At 68.9% G+C, this 1105-nt stretch carries 2 protein-coding genes; both read left to right on the forward strand.

Going from position 1 to position 1105, the window contains the following annotated elements; translation table 11 throughout:
• The first annotated feature begins 185 nt into the window (after positions 1-185).
• Positions 186-341 carry a hypothetical protein gene (locus tag JK364_RS54335; RefSeq protein ID WP_230993986.1) on the forward strand — a complete coding sequence of 52 codons (156 nt, stop codon included), beginning with the start codon at positions 186-188 and terminating at the stop codon, positions 339-341.
• Positions 342-643: 302 nt separating this feature from the next.
• Positions 644-1105: DNA glycosylase AlkZ-like family protein (locus tag JK364_RS54340; RefSeq protein ID WP_201858865.1), on the forward strand; the 462-nt coding region annotated here is incomplete at its 3' end.

Consider the following 1105-nt stretch of genomic DNA (forward strand, 5'->3'; position numbering starts at 1 on the left):
GACCAGGATGAGGAAAGAGAGCTGCGTGGCGTTGAAGCGCCGCCGGAGGTCCTCGGCGACCACGTCACGGCTTCCGCCGGCGCCGCCGTCTCCGCGGCTGCCAGCAGCCGGGGAAGTTCACTATGCCCACTCACACGTCGGCTCCGTTCGTGCACCACCCCGCTCACCAGCCTAAACCTGGCAACGTGGGCGACAGGGACCCCTCTGACTGGCAACCGGACCTCGTGAGCTACCACTGCACGTACGCGGGGGCCTGGATCTCGGTGAAGCACGCATACGACCTCACCACGGACCAAGAGGAGCATGCCGCGTTGACCGGCATGCTCGACACCTGCGCCTGATTCCCCTGACCGACCGGCCGGTGTCCGCCCGCGCTGCCCTGCCGGGCGTACACCGGGCAGACGCGCAGCAACCCGACAGGGAACTGGGCCAACGGAGGTGAGCTCTCCAGAGCGACCTGCCCGGACGGGACCCACCTCATCGGTGGAGGCTACGAATGGAACCCCACAACCGCAGGTAGCGCCAATCGACGGAGCTGGTCAATCTTCAGTGAGGTCGGCCAACCGGTGAGACGGAGCAGCCGTTGCGGGGCCACTCGATCGTGCGGACGGAGTCTGTCCGCAAGGGTCGGTAGCGTTCCCTCATGCCGAACATCGTGCTCGACCGCCGTACACTCAACCGGGCTCTGCTGGACCGCCAGCTGTTGCTGGAACGCTCCGAGATGTCCGCTCTGGACGCGATCGAGCACCTGGTGGGCATGCAGTCACAGGCGCCGGACGCGCCCTACGTCGGGCTCTGGACCCGGCTGAAGCGCTTCTCGTTCGCCGAGCTGGCGGGACTGATGACCGAACGCCGCGCGGTGCGGATCGTGCTGATGCGGGGAACGGTGCATCTGGTGAGCGCGTCGGACGTCCTGGCGTTGCGGCCGGTGGTGCAGCCGATGCTCGACCGTCAGTTCCGTAGCAGCGCCTGGGCGCGCGGAATGCGGGGTGTGGACCGGGAGGAGCTGGTGGCTGCCGGGCGGGCGCTGGTGGGGGAGCGGGCGAGGAATCCGGCGGAGCTGCGGGCAGCGCTGGGCGAACGGTGGCCGGAGGCGGATCCCGGG

Origin of the sequence: Streptomyces endocoffeicus (assembly GCF_016741935.1) — a bacterium.
GTDB lineage: Bacteria > Actinomycetota > Actinomycetes > Streptomycetales > Streptomycetaceae > Streptomyces > Streptomyces endocoffeicus.